Origin of the sequence: Hydrogenophaga sp. NFH-34 (genome assembly GCF_021401345.1) — a bacterium.
GTDB classification, from domain to species: Bacteria; Pseudomonadota; Gammaproteobacteria; order Burkholderiales; family Burkholderiaceae_C; genus Hydrogenophaga; species Hydrogenophaga electricum.
Genome location: NZ_JACBGE010000018.1, coordinates 17,130 through 41,451 on the forward strand (window position 1 = coordinate 17,130; position 24,322 = coordinate 41,451).

The following is a 24,322-nucleotide window of genomic DNA, read 5'->3' on the forward strand; positions in this document are numbered from 1 at the left end:
CTCACTCTCAGATCGGGACCCGCGTGCCCAGTTCCACCACCGCGTTGCCCGGCAGGCGAAAGAACTCCACCACGCCGCCCGCGTTCTGGCTCATGGTGGCGAACAGCTTTTCGCGCCAGTGCGCCATGCCGCTGCCCCGCGTGGGCACCACGGTCTCGCGGCTGAGGAAGTAGCTGGTTTCGAACAGCGGTACCGCCAGCCCGTGCGAGGCGGTCAGCTCCAGAGCCTTGGGCACGTCGGGTGTGTTCATGAAGCCGTAGTTGACTTGCACCCGCCAGAAGCCGTGGTCCAGCGCCTGCACGTCCACCCGGCGCTCCATCGGCACCCAGGGCACGTCGTGGAAGCGCACCGTGAGGATCACGTTGCGTGCGTGCAGCACCTGGTTGTGTCTGAGGTTGTGCAGCAGGGCCTGTGGCACGGTGTCGGGGTCGGCCACCGCGTACACGGCGGTGCGCTCTGCGCGGTTCACGCTGCGCGGGTCCAGTTGGTTGATGAAGTCCTGCAACACCAGGCCGTCGTGGCGGATGCTCTCCATCAGCAGTTCGCGCCCTCGCCGCCAGGTGCTCATCAGCACGAACAGCAGCAGCCCCAGCGTGAGCGGGAACCAGCCGCCGTCGAGGAACTTGATGGCGCAGCCGGCCACCAGCAATGCGTCGATGGCCAGGAAGAAGACCGTGGCGCCCATCGCCACCGGTGCCGGCATGCGCCAGCCCTCGCGCACCACGAAGTAGGTCAACACGGTGGTGATCATCATGGTCAGCGTGACGGCGATGCCGTAAGCGCTGGCCAGGGCCGACGAGCTTCGGAAGAACAGCACCACGGCCAGCACGCCCACCAGCAGTGCCCAGTTGACGCCGGGCACGTAGATCTGCCCTTTCTCCCGTGCGCTGGTGTAGCGCACCCGCATGCGCGGCAAAAAGCCCAACTGGATGGCCTGCTTGGTCAGCGAGTAGGCGCCGGAGATCACGGCCTGCGAGGCGATGATGGCGGCCAGCGTGGCCAGCACCAGCGCGGGCAGCAGCCAGGCTTCGGGGAATTGGCGGTAGAAAGGGTTCTGGATGGCCGACGGGTCGCCCATCAGCAGTGCGCCCTGGCCCAGGTAGTTCAGCGCCAGGCCGGGCATCACCAGACCGGTCCAGGCGATCTGGATCGGCTTGCGGCCAAAGTGGCCCATGTCGGCGTACAGCGCTTCGGCGCCGGTCAGTGCCAGCACGATGGCGCCCACCGCTGCGAAGACATGCCAGCCGCGGCCCGACAGAAACTCCCAGGCGTGCAGGGGGTTCAGCGCCGCCAGGATGGCCGGCTGCTGCGCGATGTGCCAGGCGCCTGCGGCACCGAGGACGGTGAACCACAGCACGATGATGGGCCCGAAGAAGCGGCCCACCACCGCGGTGCCGAAGCGCTGCATCAGGAACAGGCCAATCAGGATGGCCACGGTGGCCGGCACCACATACGGCTTGAGCGCGGGGGTGACCACCTCCAGCCCTTCCATGGCACCGAGCACGGAGATGGCCGGGGTGATCAGGCTGTCGCCGTAGAACAGCGTGGCGCCGAACACGCCAAGCAGCAGCAAGGCGTTGCGCAGGGCAGGGCGCTGCCCCACCGCGCGGGCGGCCAGCGCGGTCAGCGCCAGGCCACCGCCTTCGCCGTGGTTGTCGGCGCGCAGGATCAGGATCACGTACTTGAGCGTGACCACCAGCATCAGCGCCCAGAAGATGGTCGAGACCGCGCCGATCAGGTGCGGTGCGTCCAGCGGCACGCCCGTGTGCGGCGCAAAGATTTCCTTGACGGTGTAGAGCGGGCTGGTGCCAATGTCGCCGTAGACCACGCCGATGGCGGCCAACGTCAGGGCGGCCAGGCCCTGCTGGCCGGCAGGGTGGGGTGCCGCATCGGTGGCGGCGGTGTCGGGGTTCTGCATGAAAGCTCCGTGGAAACACAGGCCATCACGATGCGCCGACGCGCATCAGGAACGCATAAGTGGAGAAAGGGCGACACCCAAACACATCCGGCGCGAAGTGTCTGATCCAGGGCCCCCGTGGAACGGGCTTGGCCCGGCCACAGGGTGCGTCCCCCCGCGCAGCAGGGGGGACGGCCGCGTCAGCGGCGCAGGGGGGCTTACTCAGCTTCAGCCAGGCGGTATCCGACACCCGGTTCGGTCAACAGGTGCTGCGGATCGGCGCTGTCGGCCTCCAGCTTGGCGCGCAACTGGCCCATGTACAGGCGCAGGTAGTGCGTCTGCTCCACGTGTTCGGCGCCCCACACATCGGCCAGCAACTGGCGGTGCGTCACCACCTGGCCGGCCTGGCGCACCAGCCGGGCCAACAGCGCGTATTCGGTGGGCGTGAGGTGCACATCGGCCTCGGCCAGCCGCACTCGGCGCGCCTTCAGGTCCACATCGAGCGGGCCGTGGCGGTAGTGCAGCAGCGCGGGCTCGCTGTGGCGCCCGCGGCGGCGCAGGGCCACGCGCATGCGCGCCAGCAGCTCGCCGATACCGAAGGGCTTGACCAGGTAGTCGTCGGCCCCGTCGTCCAGCAGGCGGATCTTCTGGCCCTCGGCCTCGCGGGCCGAGATCACGATCACCGGCGTGCCGCCGTTGCGCCGCAGCTCGGCCAGCAGGGCCTGGCCGTCGCCGTCGGGCAGGCCCAGGTCGAGCAGCACCAGGTCGATGGGCTCGCCCGGCGGGCAGTGCTCCAACTGCGCCCGCGCGTCCGCCAGGCTGGCCGCGGTGCGAACGTCGTGGCCTTCGATGGACAGGGCCTCGCGCAGCGAGTTGCGCAGCACCCGGTCGTCCTCCACCAGCAGCACGCGGTGGCTCATGCCGGTGCCTCCTTCGCCTCGGGGGCCGGTGGCGGCGGGCCATCGCCGCGAAGTGGAAGCCGGCACTCGAAGCGGCAACCGCCTTCCGCGCGCGGGCGCATCAGCAGCTCGCCCTGGTGTGCGCGAGCGATGGCGCGGCACACGGCCAGGCCCACGCCCGCTCCCCGGCCACCGTCCGCCCGTGGTTGCTCCGGTGCCGTGTCGCCGCGCTGGAACACCTCAAACACCTTTTCGCGCCAGGCCGGCGCGATGCCCGGTCCCCGGTCGCTCACGGCCAGCACCAGGTGTTCGCCGTCGCGCATGGCGTGCAGCTCCACCGGCGTTTCGGCCGGGCTGTACTTCAGGGCGTTGTCCAGCAGGTTGTCCAGCAGTTGCGACACCAGCATCGCGTCGCACCACAGCAGGGGCAGGGCGGGCTCCACCCAGGCGCGTACGCGGCCGCCCTCGGGCCGTCGCCGGGCCCGGCGCAGCACCGCGCCCACGATCTCTTCGGTCGACTCCCAGTCGCAGCGCAGCGCCACCGCCGGGGAGTCCAGCCGCGCCAACTGCAGGGTGTTGTCGGTCAGCCGCGCCAGTCGCTCGCTTTCTTCCACGATGCCGGCGGCCAGGCGCTGGCGCTGCGCGCCGTCCATGCGATCGCCCTGCTCCTGCAGGGCCGAGGCCGCGCCCATGATGGTGGCCAGCGGCGTGCGGTAGTCGTGCGAGATGGCGGCCAGCAGGGCGTTGCGCGTGGCCTGCAACTTGGCCTGCTCGCGCGCCTGCTGCTCCTGCGCCGTCATCAGCGAGCGGTGCAAGGCACTGCCCATCTGGTCGCACAGGGCCTGCAGGTGGGCGCGCAGCTCGGGGGCCTGTGGATGCCGGGCCAGGCCGGTGACCAGGGCCGCCCCCAGGGTGATGCCCTTGCCGCGCAGCGGCAGGTAGGCATCGGGCAGTTCGTCGTAGCGGCCGCTGCCCGCGCCCATGGGCCGGCCGTCGCGCACGCACAGGGCCAGGCCGGCGCACTGTTCCGCGTCGGGTTCGCCCACCTGCAGGCTGGCGCTGTCGTCCGGCTGAGCGCCCAGTGCGCGCAGCACCGATACCGCCACCGGGCGCCCGGACGCCTCCTGCAGGGCCGCGCGCAGCGCCGCGGCGTGCGCGGCTGGGTCGCTGGCATCGCGCAGCGTGTCGCCCCACTGGCGCAGCCGCGCCTCCCGGCCGGCCACGGTTTGCGCGGTCTCGGCCAGGCGGCGCTGTCGGATCACCAGGCCCGCGATGATCCAGTTCACCAGCAGCATCGCTACCAGCAGCAGCGCGTTCTGGTGCAGGTCAACGGTGAAGGTGAACTTCGGCGGTACGAAGAACCAGTTGAAAGCCAGCACCGCCAGGGCGCTGGCGCTCATGCTGGCCCAGCCGGGCAGCCAGAGTGCCGACAGAGCCGATGCCAGCACCAGCAGCATGGCCAGGTTGGCCAGCTCCAACTGCCCGTCCAGCCAGGCCATGGCCGCCCAGGCGGTGGCCCAGGCCAGCAGGGCGGGAATGAGGCGCGTGATGCCCGGACTTTTCATGACCAGAGCCTAACGCCATGGGCGTCAGGAAAACATATGGATGGGCCGTGTCTCGGTGGATTGATCCCTGTCAGGCGGCCAAAAGGCGGGCTGTGGGATAGTGCCACATGGACTCCGCCGAATCTTCTGGTTCCGTCTTCACTGCCCGCGCCCTCACCAAGACCTACGGCGAGGGCGACACCGCCGTGCACGCGCTGCGCGGGGTGGACCTGGACATCGTGCGTGGTGAATTCGTGGTGCTGCTGGGCGCTTCGGGCAGTGGCAAGTCCACGCTGCTCAACATCCTGGGTGGGCTGGACTCCGCCACCAGCGGCTCGGCGAGCTGGACGCACGCGGGCCGCGTGCACGAACTCATCGGTGCCGACGACGCCGAGCTGACGCGTTACCGGCGCGAGCATGTGGGCTTCGTGTTTCAGTTCTACAACCTCATTCCCAGTCTGACCGCCGAAGAGAACGTGGCCCTGGTGACCGACCTGGCCGACGACCCCATGGACCCGGCCGACGCGCTGGCGCTGGTGGGGCTGGCCGAACGGCGCCACCACTTCGTCTCGCAGCTCTCGGGCGGCGAGCAGCAGCGCGTGGCGATCGCGCGCGCCATCGCCAAGCGCCCGGCCGTGCTGCTGTGCGACGAGCCCACGGGGGCGCTCGATTGCGCCACCGGCGTGATGGTGCTGCAGGCCATCGAGCGCGTGAACCGCGAACTCGGCACGACGACCATCGTCATCACCCACAACGCGCCGATCGCTGAAATGGCCGACCGCGTGCTGCGCCTGGCCGACGGCCGCATCGTCGAAAGCCATGCCAACCCCCACAAGCAGCCGGCCTCGGCGCTGAGCTGGTAAGGGCATGAGCGCCACACCGGACCGCCGACCGTGAGCACGCTGCACACCAAACTCTGGCGCGACCTGACGCGCCTGCGTGCCCAGGTGCTGACCATCGCCATGGTGGTCGCCATCGGCGTGGCGGGCTTCGTCGGCATGTTTGCGGTGCACGAGTCGCTCAAAGGCTCGCGCGACGCCTTCTACCGCGACAACCGGCTCGCCGACGTGTTCGTGGGCGTCAAGCGCGCGCCCCGGCATCTGGGCGAACGGCTGGCGGCCATCCACGGCGTGGCCGACGTCAAGCTCGATGTGCTGTTCGACGCGCAGGTCGATCTGCCCGGCGTGATCCCGCCCGTCACCGGCCGCTTCATCGCGCTCGACCTGTCGGCCGCGCACGCGGGCCGCCAGGGCCTGAACGCGCTCACGCTCAAGCACGGACGCTGGCCCGAACGCGGCAGCGAGCTGGAGGCGCTCGTCAGCGACCGCTTTGCCGCCGCGCGCCAGCTCCAGCCCGGCGACGAGGTTCACGCCATCCTCAACGGCCGGCGCGAGCGCTTGCGCATCGTCGGCACCGCCGTCACGCCCGAATACGTGTTTGCCGCGCAGGCCAGCGCGCCCGACGACACGTCTTTCGGCATCTGGTGGATCGACGGCCAGCGCCTGACCGAGCAGTTCGACATGGAAGGCGCCTTCAACCAGGCGTCGCTGAGCCTGTATGCGGGCGTGCCCGTGACGGCGGTGCGGGCCGAGGTGGACCGGCTGCTGGCCGCCTACGGCAGCGTCGGTGCGGTCGGGCGTGACGGCCAGCTCTCCACGAAGATCGTGGACGACGAGCTGTCGCAACTGAAGGTCATGGGCACGGTGCTGCCGGCCATCTTCCTGGCGGTGGCGATGTTCATCCTCAACGTGGTGCTCAGCCGCCAGGTCGCCACGCAGCGCAGCCAGATCGCCGCGCTCAAGGCGCTGGGTTACCCCGACGGCGCCATCGCGTGGCACTACACCCAGCTCGCGCTGGTGATTGCGGGGCTGGGTGTGCTGGCCGGACTGGCGCTGAGCGAGTTCATCGGCCGCGGCATGCTCAGCCTCTACGACGAGGTGTTCCGCTTCAACGGCCTGGCCTATGTGATGAGCCCCTGGCTGCTGCTGGCCTCGGGCCTGATCGCTGCGCTGGCCGCCACCGCCGGCACCTGGACCGCGATCCGGTCCGTGGTGCGGCTGCACCCCGCGCAGGCCATGCTGCCGCCCGCGCCGCCGCTGTATTCGAAGACGCTGGTCGAACGCCTGGGCCTGGGGCGTTTCCTGTCCACCGGTGCACGCATGGTGGTGCGCCAGGTCGAGCGCCGGCCGCTGCGGGCGGCCTTCACCGTCACCGGCATTGCGCTGGCGGTGGCGCTGCAGATTTCGGGCGCCTTCTGGCTCGACGCCATCGCCCACATCGCCGACGTGCAGTTCCGCCAGGTGCAGCAGGGCGACGTGCTGGTCAACTTCCGCCACCCGGTGCCGCGCACCGTGGTGCAAGACCTGCTGCGCTTGCCCGGTGTGATCCGGGCCGAGCCCTACCGCACCGAACCGGTCAAAGTCAGCCTGCGGGGTCGCAGCGAGGACACTGCGCTCAGCGGCTACCGGGGCGACGCGCAACTGCTGCGGGTGGTCGACGAAACCCGCGGCGCCGTCGCCATGCCGGCGCACGGTGTGGTGCTTTCGGCATTGCTGGCCGAATCGCTGGGCGCGCGCGTGGGCGACCGCATCACGCTGGACTTCCGCCTCTGGAACCGGCGCCAGGTGCGGGTGGAGGTGGTCGATGTCGTGCACACCATGTTCGGCAAATTGCTGTTCATGAACCTCGACGCCATGAACCGTCTGGCCGGTGATGGCGACGGCGTGGCCGACGCGGCGCTGCAGGTCGACCCCGCTGCCATGACCGCGTTCTGGACCGCCGTGAAGAATGCGCCCACCATCGCCTCGGTCTTCGACAAGGCGGGCTCTTACCAAGCCTTCGACCAACGCACGCAGAAGAACATGGGCATCTTCAGCGGCATCCTCACCGTGTTTGCCATCGCCATGGCGGTGGGCATCATCTACAACGCGGCGCGCATCTCGCTGTCCGAGCGCGCCTGGGAACTGGCGAGCCTGCGTGTGCTGGGCATGACCCGGGCCGAGGTTTCGGTGCTGCTGCTGGCCGAGCTGGGCGCCGAACTGCTGATCGCGCTGCCCATCGGGGCCGGGCTCGGTTACGGGCTGGCCAGCGCGATGATGGCACTGATGGCCAGCGACGCGATCGATTTTCCCGTGGTGATCAACCCGTCGACCTACGCGTCGGCGGCCCTGATCGTGCTGGCCGCCGGGGTGGCCAGTGCTTTGCTGGTGCGCCGGCAGATTGACCGGCTGGACCTCGTGTCCGTGTTGAAGGTGCGCGAATGACTCAGAAGACCCAATGGAAGCCCGCCCGCCGCTGGGGCGTGGGGGTGGCGGCACTGGCCGCGGTGGCGGTGCTGGTGTGGGCGGCCTACCGGCCAAGGCCCATGGACGTGGAAACCGCCACGGTGACCGAAGGCCGCTTTGAACAGGTGATCGAAGAAGACGGCCAGTTGCGCCTGCAGCACCGTTACCTGATCACCGCGCCCACCGCCGCGCAGTTGCAGCGGCCCACGCTCAAGGTGGGCGATGTGGTGCAGGCCGGCGACGTGGTCGCCGTGCTCGCGCCCGCGGCGTCGCAACTCATCGACCCGCGCACCCGCAGCGTGCTGCAGCAGCGCGTGGGCAGCGCCGACGCCGCCGTGGCCGCCGCCCGTGCCAACGTGCAGCGCGCCCAGGCCGCGCTGGCCCAGGCCACGCTCGACGCCGAGCGGTCTGCCCAGCTGGCACAGGACAACTTCATCGCCGCGTCGGCGCGCGACCAGAGCCGCCTGGCGCGCGAGGCCGCCGCGCAGGCGCTGAAGGCCGCGCAGGCCGAACAGAACGCCGCCGAGCACGCCGCCAGCGAAGCCCGTGCGGCCCTCGGTTGGGCAGAACCAAGCGGCAGCGGCGTCAGACCGGGCCAGACAGCGGGAGGGTGGTCGCTCAAGAGCCCCGTCAGTGGCCGCGTCATCAAGCTGCACAAGGACAGCAGCGAACCCGTGCAGGCCGGCGCACCGCTGCTGGAGATCGGCGACACCGGCGCCATGGAGGCGGTGATCGACGTGCTCTCGGGCGATGCGCCCCGCATCGCCACCGGCGCGGCGGTGCAACTCGCCACCGGTCGCAACCAGCCGCCGCTGGCAGGGCAGGTGGTGCGCGTGGACCCGGTGGCCTTCACCAAGACCTCGGCCCTGGGCATTGAAGAACAGCGCGTCAACATCACCGTGGCGCTGAACGCACCCGCTGCGGAACTGCAGAAACTCGGCGACGGTTTCCGTGTCGACGCGCGCATCACCGTCTCGGCCCAGGACGGGGCCTTGCTCGTGCCCTCGGCCGCGCTGGTGAGGCAGGGCGAAGGCTGGCAGGTGTTCGTGTTGCAAGCCGGCAAAGCCCGCGCGAGGGCGGTGAGCTTCCGCGACCGCAATGCCGACAGCGCTTGGGTGAAGGAAGGGCTGAAGGCGGGGGAGACGGTGGTGCTTTATCCAGGGAGCGGGATGAAGGATGGGCAGCCGGTGAAGGGTAAGCGGGCAGCCTAACCGCGTTGGACTCAGCGCGGACAGACGACCACGATCTGAAAAAACTGCCCGTCAATGCGATGGCGGCAGCACAGCCGGCCTGTTGGAGCCGCTTGGTGATGCTTTCAGGGACCGCCGTTGGTTGCGTCAGCGGGAGACTGCCTGTTTCTCTCCGCTCTGTGGGCTCGTTCGGCTGCAATCCATCACCGTGCTTCTGAACCAGTGGTGTGCAGGGTCTGAATCTCGCCGAATGTGCCACGCTTGCTGGAATGGGAAGCGGGGTAGTTTGAACGGTGGCGTGAACTGCATCAGCTCTTGACCATGGAGCACTGGATCCAGCGTTCGACTGGCAACGGTCAGAATCAAATCGGTGTCTGTCAGTACTTTCGTCGACGCGCTCCAATGCGGCAGAACGAGTGCAATGTGCCTGTGCAGCCCTTGAGCGGCCAAGGCCGAATCGATTTCGTTGTCGGCATCCGGTCTGGTGGCCACCAGCACATGCGGACGCGCCAGCCACTGGGCCAGCGAGAGCTTGCCGCGCAAGGGCAGCGAGCGCTTGTCGGCCACGCTGATGAAGTGTTCCTGGAACAGGGTTTCGACCCAGATGTTGCTCGGGGTGTCTGGGAAAACGCCCAGGGCCATATCGATCTCGCCATCCCCGAGCTGGGCCAGCATGGCCTCGCGGCTCGCTTGGCAAACGGCTATGTCGATGCCCGGCGCCTGATCGCGCAGCCGTTTGACCAACGTCGGTAGCACCAAATGGGCCGCATAGTCAGACATGGCGACGCGAAAGTGTCGTACGGCCTGGTGCGGGTCAAAGGCGCCTTCTCGCAGCAACGAGGTGAGTTGATTCAGGGCCGCTTCCAGAGGGCGTTGCAAATCCTGGGCGCGTGGTGTCAACGCCATCGCTGCGCCTCGCCGGGTCAGCAAGGGGTCTTTGAAAATCTCTCGTAGCTGCGCCAGTGCATGGCTGACCGCTGGTTGGCTCTTGTGCAGCCGCCGTGCAGCCCGCGTGACGTGTTGTTCTGCGAGCAAAGCATGGAGCGTCAGCAGCAGATTGAGGTCAATGCGTCGGAGGTCATCCATTCAACGAATGATGCCTGTTTGAAATAAGAATTTCCATTCTTATATCGAATACATGAACATCCGGCATGTTCTTTCACCTGTGACGAGGCGTTTCCGCATGCAGTGGTCTTCTTCTCTTTCCGGTTTGTTTCCCATGGTGATTGCTTTGGTGGCTGGTGCTGTCGTGCCTTTCCAGGCGGCAAGCAACGCGGCATTGGGGCGTGCGCTCGGGCATCCGTTGTGGGCCACGCTGTCTTCTCTGGCTGTCAGCGTACTGGTCATCGTGCCGCTGATGGTGCTGCTGCGGGTTCCTGCACCGGCGTTAGGTGCTGCGGCGCAGGGGCCGGCGTGGTGGTGGCTCGGTGGTGTGGCCGGGGTGGTCTATATCACTGCCGCACTGGTATTGACGCCCAAGCTGGGCGCGGCCAGCTTTATTGTCAGCGTCATTGCGGGGCAGATGCTGGCATCGCTTCTGATCGACCATTACGGCTTGATGGGACTGACGCCCAAGCCTGCTGGTGCGTGGCGGATCGTGGGCATTTTGCTGATCCTGGTGGGCATGGTCGTTGTGCAGATGAGCCGTTCGCCTGCGGCCCATGCGTCTGGCCCGGCGCCTTCCGGCGGGTGGCGGTAAGGGGCGTTTGGTGTGTGCAAACGCCTGCTGCCATAACCCCGGTCCTGCCCGCAAACATCTTCAAACACCGACCCAACCGCGATGCACCACCGATGTTTACCCGAGAGGCGGTAGCGGATGACGAACTTGGGCGCCATCATGCGCACGGTGTGACCGAGCCGAGCAAACTCGCGCGCCCAGTGGTGGGCGCCGGAGCAGGCCGCCATGCCGATCAGGCACGGCGGCAGCGAAGCGATGAGTTCGAGCAGCTTGGCGTGCGTTACCCGGGGGGCACCAGCGCGGGTTTGCCTGCTTCATCCACGCCATGCACGGCAGAGACGTTCTTTGCCAGATCGATGCCAACGGATACGATGGCCAGCGACCTCCCCTTCCAGCAAACTATTGGGTTGATGAGATTTCGCACTTCCCACCGTGGCAGCTGGATGCCGTGCCCCGCAAATGCGCGGATCACCCGGGACCTGGCATCGCACCGCCGTCAAGGGGTTCTGCCTTCGGCAAGCCCCTTGCGTCAAACGTTGGTTGTTGCATCCCGGATGCAGCCGGTAGTGATGAATATCCGTTGATTTTCTTGCGATGAACTATTTTGAAAGCCCATTTAAGGGCAAGCTGCTTTCGGAGCATGTAAAGAACCCCAACATCCAAGTGGGGCGGTACAGCTATTACTCTGGCTACTATCACGGGCACCCATTCGACGAATGTGCGCGATACCTTGCGCCGGACCGTGAAGATGTTGACAAGCTGATCATCGGCAGCTTCTGCTCTATCGGAAGCGGCGCCTCTTTCATCATGGCGGGCAACCAAGGGCACCGGTATGACTGGGCGTCATCCTTTCCTTTCTTTTACATGCAGGAAGAGCCCGCCTTCTCCCGTTCACTTGATGCCTTTCGGAAGGCTGGTGACACTGTCATTGGCAATGATGTCTGGATTGGCTCTGAGGCAATGGTCATGCCCGGCATCACGATCGGGCACGGTGCTGTGGTTGGTAGCCGCTCTTTGGTGACAAAGGATGTGGCTCCTTACGCCATCATGGGCGGAAATCCGGCCCAGCAGATTAAGAAGCGCTTCTCTGAGGAGGAAATATCATGGCTTTTGGAGATGGCGTGGTGGGATTGGCCGCTGGATAAGATCAAAACGGCAATGCCTATGTTGTGCTCATCCGATATTGCTGGTCTGTACAGGTATTGGCGTGAATCCCGAAGCATGAGCGACCGCTGAGCGATCGGGCCACCGGCGCTGGGGCCGGCGCCCGGGAGATTGGGCGGTAGCGGCAAGGGAAAATCGTCCGTTCCGACGACGCCCGGGCCCGGGGAGCCGACCAGAATGGCCGCAGTTTCAACCAACCCCTTGTCGCCATGTCTGAAGCCTATATCGTCGCCGCTGTCCGAACTGCTGGGGGGCGCCGCGACGGCCGCCTGGCCGGGTGGCACCCTGTGGAGCTGTCTGCCCAGGTGCTGAACGCGCTGGTGGACCGCACCGGCATCGATCCTGCGCTGGTCGAGGACGTGATCATGGGTTGCGTGAGCCAGGTGGGCGAGCAGTCGACCAACGTGGCGCGCAACGCGGTGATGGCGTCGAAGCTGCCCGAATCGGTGCCGGGCACGTCGCTGGACCGCCAGTGCGGCTCGTCGCAGCAGGCGGTGCATTTCGCGGCGCAGGCCGTGATGTCGGGCTCGATGGACGTGGTGATCGCGGCCGGCGTCGAGTCGATGACGCGTGTGCCGATGTTCAGCCCTTCGTCGCTGGCGCAGAAGGCGGGCCTGGGTTACTACCAGAGCGAATCGATCAACCGCCGTTACAACGACGTTGTGTTCAGCCAGTTCGTGGGCGCCGAGATGATGGCGAAGAAGTACGGTTTCGTGCGCGAAGACCTGGACCGCTTTGCGCTGCAGAGCCACCAGCGCGCCATCGCCGCCACGCAGGCCGGTGCTTTCGATGCCGAAATCCTGGCGCTGCCGGTGCGCAACGCGGAGGGCGTGGACACGGACGACATCCACCAGGTGGACGAGGGCATCCGCTTCGATGCGTCGCTGGAATCGATCGGCAATGTGAAGCTGCTGCAGGAAGGTGGTGTCATCAGCGCGGCCAATGCGAGCCAGATCTGTGATGGCGCCACCGGTGTCATGGTGGTCAACGAGCGTGGCCTGAAGGCCCTGGGGGTGAAGCCCATGGCGCGCATCCACCACATGTCGGTGATCGGCCACGACCCGGTGATCATGCTGGAGGCACCGATTCCCGCCACCGAGCGCGCGCTCAAGAAGGCCGGTCTGAAGATCGACGACATCGATCTTTACGAAGTGAACGAAGCGTTCGCCTCGGTGCCGCTGGCCTGGCTCAAGGCGCTGGGGGCCGACGCCGACCGGTTGAACGTGAATGGCGGCGCCATCGCCCTGGGCCATCCGCTGGGCGGTTCGGGCACCAAGCTGATGACGACGCTGATCCACGCGCTGGGGGCACGCGGCAAGCGCTATGGCCTGCAGACCATGTGCGAAGGCGGCGGCATGGCCAACGTGACCATCGTCGAACGGCTCTGACCTTGCCGGGTTGCGCCCGGCGGGTGCGCCCATGCTGGCCCGGTGGCTCCGGGCTCCCGGTATTTCCTAAAAGAGATCGACGCATGACCCATGACAACGATCGCGGAGACAGCAACACGGCACCGCCGCTGTTGCAGGTGCAGGGTGTGACGGTGCGCTTCGGCGGCATCGTCGCGCTCGACGGCGTGTCCTTCGACATCCGGCGCGGCGAGATCTGCGCGCTGATCGGCCCCAACGGGGCGGGCAAGAGCACGCTGTTCAACTGTCTGTCGCGCCTGTACGAGTGCAACAGCGGCAGCATCGTGTTCGACGGCCAGCCGATCAACCGGCTGCCGCGCCACCGCATGGCGGCCATCGGCATCGGCCGCACGTTCCAGAACCTGGCGCTGTTCGGCTCGATGACGGTGCGTGACAACGTGCGCGTGGGCTGCCACAGCAAGCACCACGCGGGCATGCTGCGCAATGCCTTCCGATTGCCAGGCGCGGCGCGCATCGAGGCCGAGGCCCAGGCGCGGGCCGAGGCGCTGATCCATTTCCTGCAACTGGACGCGGAGGCTGACCGGATCGTGTCGGACCTGCCGTTCGGCACCCAGAAGCGGGTGGAGCTGGCGCGCGCATTGGCCAGCGAACCCCAGTTGCTGCTGCTCGACGAACCGGCCTGTGGCTTGAACCACGAAGAACTGCAGGGGCTGGGCGACCTGATCCGCGACATCCGGGACCGGCTGGGCGTGACCGTCTTGCTGGTGGAGCACCACATGGGCCTGGTGATGGGCATTTCCGACCGGGTGGTGGCGCTGAACTTCGGCAAGAAGATCGCGCAAGGCACGCCGGCGGAGGTGCGCTCGCACCCCGAAGTGATCCGCGCCTACCTGGGCGCAGAAGAAGAGGAAGGGGGGGGCGCATGACGACGAACCTGCTGGAAGTGCGCGGCCTGCAGGCCCGCTATGGCCCGACCCAGGTGCTCCAGGGCATGGACCTGGACGTGGCCGAGGGCCAGGTGACGGCGCTGCTGGGCGCCAACGGCGCGGGCAAGACCACCACGCTGCGTGCGCTGTGCCGTTTCATGGTGCAGACCAGCGGCTCGGTGACGCTGGCGGGCGAGCGCATCGACAGCCGTTCGACGGAACAGATTGCGCAACTGGGGGTGGGCCACGTGCCCGACGGGCGTGGCACCTTCATGGGCCTGAGCACCGAAGAGAACCTGCAACTCGGTGCCTACGCGCGCCACAACCGCAGTGGCCAGGCCGAGGACATGGAGCGGGTCTACCACTATTTCCCGCGGCTGCGCGAGCGCGCCCGGCAGCAGGCCGGCACGCTCTCGGGCGGCGAGCAGCAGATGCTGGCCATCGGCCGGGCGCTGATGGGGCGGCCACGCCTGCTGCTGCTCGACGAGCCTTCATTCGGCCTGGCGCCCCTGGTTGTCCGGGACATCTTCGCGATCATGCGGCGCATCAACCGGGAGGAGAAGGTGTCGATCCTGCTGGTGGAGCAGAACGCCAAGCTCGCGCTGAATCTGGCCGACAACGCCTACCTGCTGGAAACCGGGCGGGTGGTGCTCAGCGGGCCTTCGGCCGAGATGCAACGCAACGACGCGGTGCGCCGCGCCTACCTGGGTGAATAGGACGAGCAGACATGAATGAATTCCTGCACCAGTTGCTCGCCGGTCTGGCCACCGGCGGCATCTACGCCAGCGTGGCGCTGGCCCTGGTGATGATCTACCAGGCCACGCACCACATCAACTTCGCCCAGGGCGAAATGGCGATGTTCTCCACCTTCGTCGCCTGGGCGCTGATCGACGCGGGCCTGCCTTACTGGGCCGCGTTTGCGGCGACGGTGGTGCTGTCCTTCGTGGTCGCCGCCGGGATCGAGTTTGTGGTCATCCGGCCGATGCACAAGGCGCCTGTGCTCTCCGTGGTGGTGGTGTTCATCGGCCTGCTGGTGATCTTTCACAGCCTGGCGGGCTTCTTCTTCGGTTACACGATCAAACCGTTTCCAAGTCCGTTTCCGGCCGATGCCTGGTACGGCAGCAGCCTGATGTCGGCCCACGAGGTGGGGGCGATCGCGGTCGCGCTGGGCATGGTGGCGCTGCTGTTCCTGTTCCTGCGCGCCACGCCGCTGGGACTGGCCATGCGCGCGGCGGCGCAGAACCCGGGTTCGTCGCGGCTGGTCGGCATCCGGGTCGGGCGCATGCTGATGCTGGGCTGGGGCCTGGCCGGGGCCATCGGCGCGGTGGCCGGGATGATGGTCGCGCCGGTGGTGTTCCTGGACCCGAACATGATGACCGGCGTGCTGCTCTATGCCTTTGCCGGGGCGCTCATCGGCGGGATCGACAACCCGATCGGCGCGGTGCTCGGCGGTTTCATCGTCGGCGTGCTGGAGAACCTGATCGGCACCTACGTCGTCGGCACCGAACTCAAGCTCTCGGTGGCGCTGGTGCTGATCATTGGCGTGCTGATCGTCAAACCTTCCGGTCTGCTGGGCAAGACCATCGTTACCCGGGTCTGAACCATGGCTTCCCTGTCTTCCCTTTCGACGCCGCCTGCGGGCGCTGCGAATTTCGCCACCCAAGGCGCGCCGGTTGCCCGCCGCAGCCACTGGCTCTGGGTGCTGGCCTTGCTGCTGCTTGCTGCGGGCCTGACCTGGGTGCTCAAAGGCTATCAGCTGTTCCAGGCGACCATGGTGCTGTGCTACGCCATCGCGCTGCTGGGCCTGAACATCCTGACCGGCTACAACGGCCAGATCTCGCTGGGCCATGGTGCGTTCTTTGCGCTGGGTGCCTACGGCGCGGCCATCGCCATGGAACATGGTGGCTTGCCCTACTGGGCGGCGATCCCCGTGGCCGGCCTGGCGTGCCTGGTGGTGGGCTACCTGTTCGGCCGCCCGGCGCTCAAGCTCGAAGGGCTGTATCTTGCGCTGGCGACCTTCGCACTCGGTGTGGCGATGCCGCAGTTGCTGAAGTACAAGCACCTGGAAGCCTGGACCGGCGGGGTGCAGGGCATCGTGCTCATCAAGCCCGATGCTCCCTGGGGGTTGCCCCTCACGCAAGACCAGTGGCTTTACCTGTTCGCCCTGGGCGTGACGGTGGTGATGTTCCTCATCGCCCACAACCTGCTGAGCAGCGGCACCGGTCGCGCCATGCGCGCCATTCGCGACCACGCCCTGGCCGCCGAGGCCATGGGCGTGGACAACCGGCACTACAAGTCCATGACTTTCGGCGTGTCGGCCGCTTTCACCGGTGTCGGCGGCGCGTTGTCGGCGATCGCGGTGCAGTTCGTTTCGCCCGATTCGTTCACGCTCTTCCTGTCGATCTCGCTGCTCGTGGGCATCGTGGTCGGTGGCCTGGGCACGCTCTGGGGGGCCTTGTTCGGCGCGCTGTTCATCATGTTCGTGCCCAATCTGGCCGAGCAGGTGTCCAAGGCTGCGCCATGGGCGGTGTATGGCGTGGTGCTGATCGCCATCATGTTCGTGATGCCGGGGGGCGTGGTGGGGCTGTTGCGCCGCATGCAGACCGCGCTGCGTGCGCGTGAAAACCGGGGAGGGTGAGACCATGCCTGCGCACACCGAGGCGGGTGCGGCCGCACCGCCGTTGCTGAGCGAACGCCATGGCGACGTGGCCGTGCTGCGGCTGAACCTGCCGCAGCGCCTGAACCCCCTGGCGCTGCCGCTGCAGGAGACGTTGCGCGGCGAACTGGCGCGCCTGAAAGGCGAGGAGGGCGTGCGCGCCTTGCTGGTCACCGGCGTCGGCAAGGCGTTCTGCGTGGGGGCCGATCTCTCCAGCATGCAGGCATCGGACGGTGCCAGCCTCGGCGCGCAGACCGCGGAGACCATGGAGCGGCTGTCCAACCGCCTGATTCAGGACCTGCGCGAGCTGCCGTTTCCGGTGATCAGCGCGGTCAACGGGCCGTGCGCGGGTGCCGGCGTGGGCTTGGCGCTGGCCGCCGATGTGGTGTTGGCCGCCCGTTCGGCGTATTTCTACCTGCCGTTCATGCCGCGCCTGGGCATCGTGCCCGATCTGGGCTGCACCTGGTTCCTCGATCGTTTTCTGGGACGGGCGCGCGCTACCGCCCTCACGCTGCTGGGTGATCGGCTGTCGGGTGAACAGGCCGCGCAATGGGGCCTGGTCTGGGCCTGCGTGGACGATGCCACGCTGGCCGACGAGGCCATGGCGCTGGCGCAGCGTCTGGCCCGGCTGCCTGCGCACGCGGCCCTGGAGATCCGTGCGGTCTACGACAGCGCCGGTCAGGCCTCGCTGGTGGAGCAGATGGCCGTGGAGGCCGGGCGCCAGCGTGAATTGATCGACCGCCCAAGCTTTGTCGAGGGGGTCAGTGCCTTTCTGGCCAAACGCGAGCCGGTCTTTCCCCGCCGCTGATGGGTTGGGGTGCCGTGCACCGACGACCGCAATTTCGTCAGTTCCGACGAGGCCGGCCGCACAGCGACTTCCTACGATGAACCAGATGCTTGGGGGCCGTGGCGGGTCACAGGCAACCGTCACGCTTTTCCAATAGCCGAATTCCATCCACAGGAGATCTACATGAACGCACCCATCGACACGCGCCGCCGCCGTACCTTGCAGATCGGCGCGGGCCTGGCCCTGGCCAGCAGCCTGCCACTGACCGCCTTCGCGCAGAAGAAGTACGACAGCGGCGTGACCGACACCGAAATCAAGATCGGCAACCTCAACCCCTATTCCGGACCGGCGTCAGCCTACGGGGTGTGCGGCAAGTCCATGGCGGCTTATTTCGGCGCGCTCAATGCCAAGGGTGGCGTCAACGGCCGCAAGATCAACTTCCTGACCCTGGACGATGCCTACAACCCTGCCAAGTCGGTCGAGCAGACGCGCAAGCTGGTCGAGCAGGACGAGGTGCTGCTGATGTTCGCCTCGCTCGGCACCTCGCAGAACATCGCGGTGCAGCGCTACCTCAACGCCAAGAAGGTGCCTCAGTTGTTCGTCAACACCGGTGCCACCCGCTTCGGCGACCCCAAGGCCTTTCCCTGGACCATGGGCTGGCAGCCGACCTACCAGGCCGAAGGCCGGCTGTATGCCAAGCACATCCTGCAGACCCAGCCCAATGCGAAGATCGGCGTGCTGATGCAGAACGACGATTTCGGCAAGGACTATTTCAAGGGTCTGAACGACGGCCTGGGCGACAAGGCCAAGGCCAAGGCCATGATCGTGCAGCACCAGACCTACGAGGTGTCCGATCCGACCATCGATAGCCAGATGGTGAGTCTGAAATCGGCGGGCTGCGATGTCTTCGTGAGCATCACCACGCCCAAGTTCGCGGCCCAGGCGATCCGCAAGGCGGCCGAGCTGGGCTGGAAGCCCACGCAATATCTGGTGAGCGTGTCGCAGTCCATGAATTCGGTGCTCAAGCCGGCCGGTTTCGAGAACGCCGTGGGCGTCATCTCGTCGACCTACCTGCTCACGCCGTCGGACCCGATGGCGGCCGGCAGCAAGGACGTGCCGGAATACCTGGCGGGCATGAAGAAGTACTTCCCCGACGGCAACCCCGACGACTCGCTCAACGCCATCGGCTGGGGTGTCGCGGCGACCATGGCCCAGGTGCTGCGCCAGTGCGGCGACGAGCTCACCCGCGACAACGTCATGAAACAGGCGGCCAACCTCGACTTCAAGGCGCCGATGCTGTACCCCGGCATCGAGGTCAAGACCGGCGCCGACGACTTCTATCCCATCGACAAAAAGATCCTGCAGCGGTTCAATGGCAAGGGCTACGAAGCCATGGGGGCGCCCATGGCGGGCTAGAGGGGTATCTACCGGCGGATGCCCCTGTGCAGAACCAACAGAACCACAACCAGAACCTGGAGACCCCGCCATGCATGGCCTGATGCAAGACCGCCCGCTGCTGATTTCGTCGCTGATCGAACACGCGGCCACCTTCCACCCGGACACTGAAATCGTGTCGCGATTGCCCGAAGGCACGGTGCACCGCACCCACTGGCGCGGTGTGCGCGACCTGTCGCGCCAGATCGCGCAGGCCCTGCAGGCGCTGGGCATCCGGCAGGGCGACCGGGTTGGCACGCTGGCCTGGAACTCCTACCGCCACCTGGCGCTGTACTACGGTGTCTCGGGCAGCGGTGCGGTGCTGCACACCGTCAACCCGCGCCTGTTCCCGGAGCAGATCGACTACATCGTCAACCACGCCGAAGACCAGGTGCTGTTCTTCGACACCACGTTCGCTCCCCTGGTGCAGCAAATTGCTCCCCGGTTGAAGACGGTCAAGGCCTTCATCGCCATGACCGACAGGGCGCACATGCCGGACATCGATGTGCCCAACCTGCTGTGCTTCGAAGAGCTGGTCGCCGCGCAGAGCACCGAATACACCTGGCCCGAATTCGACGAGAAGAACGCCTCGTCGCTCTGCTACACCTCGGGCACGACCGGCAACCCGAAAGGGGTGTTGTATTCGCACCGCTCGACGCTGCTGCACACACTGATGGAGCTGGCGCCCGACACCTTTGGCATCAGTTCGGCCGAAACGCTGTTGCTGATCGTGCCGATGTTCCATGCCAACGCCTGGGGCGCGCCGTACGCGGCCGCCATGGTGGGCGCCAAGCTGGTGCTGCCCGGCCCGCACCTGGACGGCGAGAGCGTCTACAACCTGATGCGCGACGAGAAAGTGACCTTCTCGCAAGGTGTTCCCACGGTCTGGATGATGCTGTTCCAGTACCTGGACGCGCACCCCGAGCTACCGACCCGCTCGCTCGGCGTCAAGCGCGTGGGCATTGGCGGCGCGGCGGTGGCGCGCGGCATGCTCGAACGTTTTGAAAACGACTTCGGGGCCGAGGTCGTGCAAGGCTGGGGCATGACCGAGACCAGCCCGATCGGCGTGATCAGCAAGCTGCTGCCCAAGCACCAGGGGCTGGACAAGGAAGCGCTGATGCCGGTCAAGCTCAAGCAGGGGCGCGGCGTCTGGGGCGTCGACCTCAAGATCGTCGATGCCGATGGCAAGACCCTGCCCTGGGACGGGGTGGCTTTCGGGCACCTGCACGTGCGCGGCCCCTGGATCGCCAGCGGGTACTTCCGCAGCGAAGGCGGTGCGGTGCTGGACGAGGAAGGCTATTTCCCCACCGGCGACGTGGCCACCATCGATCCGGACGGCTACCTGCAACTGGTGGACCGCGCCAAGGACGTGATCAAGTCGGGCGGTGAGTGGATCTCGTCGATCGATCTGGAGAACACGACCAACTCGCATCCCGAGGTGGCCGAGTCGGCGGTGATCGGTGTGGCACACCCCAAATGGCAGGAGCGGCCCTTGCTGATCGTGGTGCGGCGCTCGGGCTCGACCGTGGACCGCGATGCGATCATGAAGCATCTGGAGGCGCGCATCGCCAAGTGGTGGTTGCCCGATGACGTGGTGTTTGTCGACAGCCTGCCGCACACCGCCACCGGCAAGCTGCTCAAGACGAAGCTGCGCGAGCAATACCGCGGCCACGCCTTGCCCACCATCTGAAGTGGGTGCCTATGCGCCAACCACGGCCGAGGCGCCCCCGTCGACCGGCAGCAGCACGCCCGTGATGTGTTGACCGGCATCGCTCGCGAGTAGCAGCACCGCGCCCTTGAGCCCTTCGTCGTTGCCGATGCAGCGCAAGGGCAACTGCGCGACGATGGGCCCGAGTGTCGCGGGTTGCAGCATGTGCTGCGCCATCCTGCTCGGAAACACGCCGGGCAGGATGGCATTGACCGTGATGCCGTGCGGCCCCCATTCGCAGGCCAGTGCCCGCGTGAGTGTGGCGACCGCGCCCTTGCTGGCGTGGTAGGCCGCCGCCTGCATCGAATGGGCCGTGCCGCCCAGGGCGGCCACCGACGCGATGTTGACGATCCGGCCCTGGCCACGCGGCAGCATGCTGCGCCGGGCGATCTCGCGCGTGAGCAGGAAGACGCTGCGCGCGTTCAGGTCCATCACCTTGTCCCAGGCGTCCATCGGGTGCTCTTCGGCTGCTGCGCCCCAGGTCGCGCCCGCGTTGTTGACCAGGATGTCGACCTGGCCCAGGGTGGCCAGCGCGTGATCGACCAGGGCCAGCACCTGCGCATCGTCCCGGCCATCGGCGGCAAAGACGCTCACAGTGTGGCCGGCGGCGCGCAGTTCGGTGGCGGCTTCTTCCAGCTCGGTGGGCTTGCGCGCGCTGATCAGCAGCCGGGCGCCGGCTTCTCCCAGGGCGTGTGCGAGTTGCAGGCCCAGCCCGCGCGAGCCGCCGGTGATGAGGGCGGTGCGGCCGCGCAGGTCGTGCAGTTGTTGAATGGTGCGGTGGGTGCTCAAGCGGGTCTCCTTGGGGTGGTGGGTTGGGGGTTCCCCAGCAGGCTACGGTCAGGGCGGGCGGCAGGCATCGTCGGAACGGACGAATGCCCGTCGGACCCGTCGGGCCGGTGACCGTGGCGGACGGCCTGACGTGGCACCATGTCGGCCTTATGGAGACCGGTACCGCATGAACCCTGTCGAGACGCCCGCAACGCTGCCCAGGCTGGAGCCGGGCAGCATCGAGCGTACCCAGCTGCTGGCCAGGCTGTCCGAGGCCCGCCACAAGCCCTGCGTGCTGATCCTGGGGCCGGCCGGCTCGGGAAAAACCACGCTGGCGCTGCAATGGCGCGCCCAGGCGCTGGCCTACGGGCACGATTTCGCCTGGATGACCGTGGTGCCCGGCGACGACGCGCAGGCCATGCTCGATGCGCTGTTTGCCGCGCTCGACCGGGTGGACCCCGAGATCGCGCGCGAGGCGCACTTCATCTACAACCGCGATGGCGAATTGCGCTCGCCCGACCCGATCGCCATCGCCGTGCTGCGGGGCCTGATGCGGCGCAGCCGCGCACTGGTGCTGCTGATCGACGACTACCAGAACGTGTCCGACGCGCGCGCGCACACGCTGTTGCAGACCTGGCTGGACTTTGCGCCGCCGCATTTCCACCTCGTCCTGGTCTCGCGCAGCGTGCCGCCGCTGTCGCTTTCGCGCCTGCGCGACAAGGACGCCGTGATGGAGCTGGGCTTTGCCGACCTGCGTTTCGCCCTGGACGAGGTGCGGGCCTTTGCGCACAGCCGTCACATGGGCAGCCCGGACCGCGACGCACGGCGCCTGCACGACATCACCGACGGCTGGATCGCGGGTCTGCAACTGGTGGCGCTCGACATCCAGCGCCAGCCCGAGCGCCTGGGGCGCGCCGTGCCGGTGCAGAACCCGCACGACTTCACCGCGTACTTCAACCGCGAGGTGCTCTCGCAGCTCGACCTGCGCGAACTGGATGCGATGACCTGCCTCGCGGCGGCACGCGGTTTCAATCTGGCCCTGGTGCGCGATCTGCTGGGAGACGAACAGGGGCCCGCCCTGCTGGAGCGCATGCGGCGCGAACACCTGTTTCTCATGCCGATGGATGGCATGGAGCGCCAAGGCTGGTTCCGTTTCCACCCGCTGTTTCGCGACCTGCTGCTGGAACGCCTGGAGCGCATGCCCGATGCGCAGCGGCGCCAGACCCATTCCGTGTTGAGCCAGTGGTTCGGCCGCCGCAAGCACCTGCGCGAAGCCGTGCACCACGGGGTGGCCAGTGGCGACCTGGAGCAGGCCGCCGACTGGCTGGACCGCTGGGCACGCGAGCTGTTTCTCAACGGCGAGCTGCAGCGGCTGGTGCGCGCGGTCTCCGAGCTGCCCCGCGCCATCCTGCGCGAGCGCGGCTCCCTGCTGCTCTGGCTGGGCTGGTCCCAACTGTGTTATCGACAGTTTGCGGCTTGCCACGACAGCCTCGCCGCGTTGAAGGACCGGATGCGCGGGAACGATCCGGAGGCGCGGGCGCACTGGTCGCTGCTGGCCTTTTCGCTCGCGCTGCAGGAAGACGACATCCCCACGGCCCAGGCGCTGCTGCCGGCAATGCAGGCCATGCGCCAGGGCAGCGACGCGGTGCTGATCGGTGGCCGGCGCAACCTCCTGAGCTGGCTGTTCACGCACGAGGGCGACTTCGAACAGGCGCGCAAGGTCATGCAGGGAGCGGTCCCCAGCCGGGAAGACGGTTCGCCCTTGCTGGATTCCCCGTTCGGCGCGCTGATGAGTCAGGCACTGCGCGGATTTGCCCTGATGCACAGCTGCGACATGCGGCAGGCCGAACCGGCCTTGCGCGATGCGCTGGCCGATGCCGAGCGGGCACTCGGGCCGTACTGCGAAGCCGCCTGCAACGCGGCCGGCTTCCTCAGCGCGGTGCTCTACGAAGTGAACGACATCGATGGCCTGCACCCGTTGCTGGAGCCGCGCTTTGATGCCATCGAGCGAGTGACCCTGCCCGATGCGCTGATCACGGCCGCCGTCGTTCGCTGCCGCCTGCGCCGCCTGGAAGGCAACCCGCTGGAGGCGCTGGAAGGGCTGGACCGGCTGGAGGAACTGGCGCAGCGCCGGGGCCTGGATCGCGCGCTGGGGTTTGCCCTGATCGAGCGGCTGCGCACCGACTTGCACATGGGGCAGATGGCCACGGCGTGGCAGACGCTGCATGCCTTGCAGGCGCTCGCGCGCCGCCATGCCGGAAACGCGGCGCCCGCGAGCCGCCGCGCGGTGGGTCTGGCCGCTTACGGCACCGCGCTGGTGGCGGTGGCCGAACACGATGACCGGGGGGCTTTGGCAGCGCTGGAGCCGGTGTGCGGGCCGGACGATGCCGCCTGGCTGCGGCGCGACCGGGCCAGCGTGCACGGTCTGCGGGCCTTGCTCTGGGCGCGCCTGGGGCAGCACGAACTGGCGATGAACCAGATGGCCTCGGTGCTGCGGGACGCCCAGCGCCAGGGCATGGTGCGCAGCCTGCTGGACCTGGGGCCGGAATGGCTGGCGCTGGCCCTGCGGTGGGCGCAGGAGACGCCCGATGCCGACCCGGTGCTGGTGTTCTACGTGGAGCGCTTGCAGGCCCAGGCGGCGCTGTTCAGGCCCGAAGCGCCGCCGTCGCTGGCACCGCTGAAGGAATCCCTGAGCGAGCGTGAACACGAAATCCTGCGTGCCCTGGCCAACGCCATGTCGAACAAGCGCATCGCGCAGGCGCTGGGCGTGTCGCCCGAAACGGTGAAGTGGCACCTGAAGAATGTCTACGGCAAGCTGGGCGTGACCGGGCGCGATGACGCGGTGGCGCGGGCACGTGATCTGGGCCTGGTGGGGCAGGGCTGAGGGCTTTCCCCACCACCGGGGAATACCCTAGCCACCCGTTGCGGGGGGGGCGGTTGGCGAGGGGGTGCGGGAACATGGCGTCGCGTTGGGGGCCGGGTGTCGCATCCGGTGGTCCGGCGACGAAAAAGACCCTCAC

19 protein-coding genes and 1 pseudogene are annotated in these 24,322 nt (G+C 67.6%); 14 read left to right on the top strand and 6 right to left on the bottom strand.

The annotated features are described in order from the left end of the window. Positions 1-7: 7 nt before the first annotated feature. From L0977_RS17015 to L0977_RS17025, 3 genes are all read right to left on the bottom strand, one after another. On the bottom strand, positions 8-1,918 hold the full coding sequence (locus tag L0977_RS17015; RefSeq protein ID WP_234266051.1) for a potassium transporter Kup: 1,911 nt from the start codon (positions 1,916-1,918) through the stop codon (positions 8-10). 197 nt (positions 1,919-2,115) lie between these two features. Continuing rightward, a complete protein-coding gene (locus L0977_RS17020) occupies positions 2,116-2,817 on the bottom strand; it encodes a response regulator (protein ID WP_234266052.1) in 702 nt (233 codons plus the stop codon). Beyond that, on the bottom strand, positions 2,814-4,361 hold the full coding sequence (locus L0977_RS17025) for a sensor histidine kinase (protein ID WP_234266053.1): 1,548 nt from the start codon (positions 4,359-4,361) through the stop codon (positions 2,814-2,816). Before L0977_RS17025 ends, L0977_RS17020 begins: the two co-directional genes overlap by 4 nt. Before the next feature lie 107 nt (positions 4,362-4,468). Here L0977_RS17025 and L0977_RS17030 point away from each other — a divergent pair, with 107 nt between their 5' ends. From L0977_RS17030 to L0977_RS17040, 3 genes are read left to right on the top strand one after another with little or no spacing between them, the layout of a single operon-like run. Further along, a complete protein-coding gene (locus tag L0977_RS17030; RefSeq protein WP_234266054.1) occupies positions 4,469-5,203 on the top strand; it encodes an ABC transporter ATP-binding protein in 735 nt (244 codons plus the stop codon). 30 nt (positions 5,204-5,233) lie between these two features. Beyond that, entirely contained in the window at positions 5,234-7,603 is a 2,370-nt protein-coding gene (locus L0977_RS17035) for an ABC transporter permease (protein WP_234266055.1), read from the top strand. Then, positions 7,600-8,835, top strand: a complete 1,236-nt coding sequence (locus L0977_RS17040) for an efflux RND transporter periplasmic adaptor subunit (protein ID WP_234266056.1) — start codon at positions 7,600-7,602, stop codon at positions 8,833-8,835. The genes L0977_RS17035 and L0977_RS17040 overlap by 4 nt, the downstream gene beginning before the upstream one ends. A gap of 126 nt (positions 8,836-8,961) precedes the next feature. On the opposite strand, the gene L0977_RS17045 is transcribed toward L0977_RS17040, so the two are convergent. Then, complete coding sequence (locus L0977_RS17045) at positions 8,962-9,900, bottom strand: LysR family transcriptional regulator (RefSeq protein WP_234266057.1); 939 nt, start codon at positions 9,898-9,900, stop codon at positions 8,962-8,964. Between the two features lie 97 nt (positions 9,901-9,997). Between L0977_RS17045 and L0977_RS17050 the strand changes: the two genes are divergently transcribed. Continuing rightward, complete coding sequence (locus tag L0977_RS17050; RefSeq protein ID WP_234266058.1) at positions 9,998-10,513, top strand: DMT family transporter; 516 nt, start codon at positions 9,998-10,000, stop codon at positions 10,511-10,513. A 95-nt stretch (positions 10,514-10,608) separates the two neighbouring features. Here the strand turns inward: L0977_RS17050 and L0977_RS17055 are convergent. Continuing rightward, positions 10,609-10,871 (bottom strand): annotated as a pseudogene (locus tag L0977_RS17055) (IS110 family transposase); the annotation flags it as partial. 215 nt (positions 10,872-11,086) lie between these two features. Here L0977_RS17055 and catB point away from each other — a divergent pair. From catB to L0977_RS17100, 9 genes are all read left to right on the top strand, one after another. Further along, complete coding sequence (catB, locus tag L0977_RS17060) at positions 11,087-11,728, top strand: type B chloramphenicol O-acetyltransferase (protein ID WP_234266059.1); 642 nt, start codon at positions 11,087-11,089, stop codon at positions 11,726-11,728. 137 nt (positions 11,729-11,865) lie between these two features. Continuing rightward, a complete protein-coding gene (locus L0977_RS17065) occupies positions 11,866-13,044 on the top strand; it encodes an acetyl-CoA C-acetyltransferase (RefSeq protein ID WP_234266060.1) in 1,179 nt (392 codons plus the stop codon). Between the two features lie 83 nt (positions 13,045-13,127). Next, positions 13,128-13,949: an ABC transporter ATP-binding protein gene (locus tag L0977_RS17070; RefSeq protein WP_234266061.1), complete on the top strand. Its 822-nt coding sequence runs from the start codon at positions 13,128-13,130 to the stop codon at positions 13,947-13,949. After that, positions 13,946-14,665 carry an ABC transporter ATP-binding protein gene (locus tag L0977_RS17075; protein ID WP_234266062.1) on the top strand — a complete coding sequence of 240 codons (720 nt, stop codon included), beginning with the start codon at positions 13,946-13,948 and terminating at the stop codon, positions 14,663-14,665. The genes L0977_RS17070 and L0977_RS17075 overlap by 4 nt, the downstream gene beginning before the upstream one ends. A gap of 11 nt (positions 14,666-14,676) precedes the next feature. After that, complete coding sequence (locus L0977_RS17080; RefSeq protein ID WP_234266063.1) at positions 14,677-15,549, top strand: branched-chain amino acid ABC transporter permease; 873 nt, start codon at positions 14,677-14,679, stop codon at positions 15,547-15,549. A 3-nt stretch (positions 15,550-15,552) separates the two neighbouring features. Further along, positions 15,553-16,587, top strand: a complete 1,035-nt coding sequence (locus tag L0977_RS17085; RefSeq protein ID WP_234266064.1) for a branched-chain amino acid ABC transporter permease — start codon at positions 15,553-15,555, stop codon at positions 16,585-16,587. A 4-nt stretch (positions 16,588-16,591) separates the two neighbouring features. After that, complete coding sequence (locus L0977_RS17090) at positions 16,592-17,413, top strand: enoyl-CoA hydratase-related protein (protein WP_234266065.1); 822 nt, start codon at positions 16,592-16,594, stop codon at positions 17,411-17,413. A 162-nt stretch (positions 17,414-17,575) separates the two neighbouring features. Continuing rightward, positions 17,576-18,808: an ABC transporter substrate-binding protein gene (locus L0977_RS17095; RefSeq protein ID WP_234266066.1), complete on the top strand. Its 1,233-nt coding sequence runs from the start codon at positions 17,576-17,578 to the stop codon at positions 18,806-18,808. Positions 18,809-18,878: 70 nt separating this feature from the next. Then, positions 18,879-20,516, top strand: a complete 1,638-nt coding sequence (locus L0977_RS17100) for a 3-(methylthio)propionyl-CoA ligase (RefSeq protein WP_234266067.1) — start codon at positions 18,879-18,881, stop codon at positions 20,514-20,516. 9 nt (positions 20,517-20,525) lie between these two features. Here the strand turns inward: L0977_RS17100 and L0977_RS17105 are convergent, their stop codons facing one another. Then, a complete protein-coding gene (locus tag L0977_RS17105; protein WP_234266068.1) occupies positions 20,526-21,323 on the bottom strand; it encodes an SDR family oxidoreductase in 798 nt (265 codons plus the stop codon). Between the two features lie 166 nt (positions 21,324-21,489). On the opposite strand from L0977_RS17105, the gene L0977_RS17110 reads away from it, so the two are divergent. Beyond that, a complete protein-coding gene (locus L0977_RS17110) occupies positions 21,490-24,186 on the top strand; it encodes a LuxR C-terminal-related transcriptional regulator (protein ID WP_234266069.1) in 2,697 nt (898 codons plus the stop codon). Positions 24,187-24,322 lie beyond the last annotated feature (136 nt).

Excerpts from the sequence above, each read along its gene's own strand:
- catB (WP_234266059.1), top strand. The coding sequence starts at position 11,087 with ATGAACTATTTTGAAAGCCCATTTAAGGGCAAGCTGCTTTCGGAGCAT.
- L0977_RS17050 (WP_234266058.1), top strand. The coding sequence starts at position 9,998 with ATGCAGTGGTCTTCTTCTCTTTCCGGTTTGTTTCCCATGGTGATTGCT.
- L0977_RS17045 (WP_234266057.1), bottom strand. The coding sequence starts at position 9,900 with ATGGATGACCTCCGACGCATTGACCTCAATCTGCTGCTGACGCTCCAT.
- L0977_RS17100 (WP_234266067.1), top strand. The coding sequence starts at position 18,879 with ATGCATGGCCTGATGCAAGACCGCCCGCTGCTGATTTCGTCGCTGATC.
- L0977_RS17075 (WP_234266062.1), top strand. The coding sequence starts at position 13,946 with ATGACGACGAACCTGCTGGAAGTGCGCGGCCTGCAGGCCCGCTATGGC.
- L0977_RS17030 (WP_234266054.1), top strand. The coding sequence starts at position 4,469 with ATGGACTCCGCCGAATCTTCTGGTTCCGTCTTCACTGCCCGCGCCCTC.
- L0977_RS17065 (WP_234266060.1), top strand. The coding sequence starts at position 11,866 with ATGTCTGAAGCCTATATCGTCGCCGCTGTCCGAACTGCTGGGGGGCGC.
- L0977_RS17040 (WP_234266056.1), top strand. The coding sequence starts at position 7,600 with ATGACTCAGAAGACCCAATGGAAGCCCGCCCGCCGCTGGGGCGTGGGG.
- L0977_RS17110 (WP_234266069.1), top strand. The coding sequence starts at position 21,490 with ATGAACCCTGTCGAGACGCCCGCAACGCTGCCCAGGCTGGAGCCGGGC.
- L0977_RS17085 (WP_234266064.1), top strand. The coding sequence starts at position 15,553 with ATGGCTTCCCTGTCTTCCCTTTCGACGCCGCCTGCGGGCGCTGCGAAT.
- L0977_RS17070 (WP_234266061.1), top strand. The coding sequence starts at position 13,128 with ATGACCCATGACAACGATCGCGGAGACAGCAACACGGCACCGCCGCTG.
- L0977_RS17095 (WP_234266066.1), top strand. The coding sequence starts at position 17,576 with ATGAACGCACCCATCGACACGCGCCGCCGCCGTACCTTGCAGATCGGC.
- L0977_RS17020 (WP_234266052.1), bottom strand. The coding sequence starts at position 2,817 with ATGAGCCACCGCGTGCTGCTGGTGGAGGACGACCGGGTGCTGCGCAAC.
- L0977_RS17090 (WP_234266065.1), top strand. The coding sequence starts at position 16,592 with ATGCCTGCGCACACCGAGGCGGGTGCGGCCGCACCGCCGTTGCTGAGC.
- L0977_RS17025 (WP_234266053.1), bottom strand. The coding sequence starts at position 4,361 with ATGAAAAGTCCGGGCATCACGCGCCTCATTCCCGCCCTGCTGGCCTGG.
- L0977_RS17015 (WP_234266051.1), bottom strand. The coding sequence starts at position 1,918 with ATGCAGAACCCCGACACCGCCGCCACCGATGCGGCACCCCACCCTGCC.
- L0977_RS17080 (WP_234266063.1), top strand. The coding sequence starts at position 14,677 with ATGAATGAATTCCTGCACCAGTTGCTCGCCGGTCTGGCCACCGGCGGC.